The 387-nt window shown below is 66.4% G+C and carries 1 protein-coding gene; it reads left to right on the forward strand.

The annotated features are described in order from the left end of the window. Nucleotides 1-286: dihydrofolate reductase family protein (locus G3I71_RS49750; RefSeq protein WP_164325595.1), on the forward strand; the 286-nt coding region annotated here is incomplete at its 5' end. Nucleotides 287-387: the final 101 nt, after the last annotated feature.

Below are 387 nucleotides of genomic sequence, written 5' to 3' on the forward strand. Positions count from 1 at the left end.
CACGGTCGTACGCGACGACGCTGTCGATGCGGTCCGCGCCATGAAGTCGAGCGGCTCGGGGCCCCTCAGCACGATCGGCAGCCTCAGCCTCTGCCGGTCCCTGCTACGAGCCGGACTCGTCGACCGCTTTCGGGTCGTCATGTTCCCGGTGATCACCGGGGCCACGGGCGAGGAACGCATCTACGACGGCTATCCGGACGTTGCCCTCCAGACGATCGAGCACCGCACCTTCGACGGCCGCATCCAGCTGGTCGAGTACAAGCCCCGCGTGCTAGAGCCTGTCTGACAAATGATCATCTGGCTGGTTCGCGGAGCCAGAGGATCAGCGCGGCCAGGACGACGCCAGCGCGGTACCGGTCGGCGAGCTTGTCGAATCTGGTCGCGATC

Source organism: Streptomyces sp. SID12501, assembly GCF_010550245.1.
Taxonomy (GTDB): Bacteria; Actinomycetota; Actinomycetes; order Streptomycetales; family Streptomycetaceae; genus Streptomyces.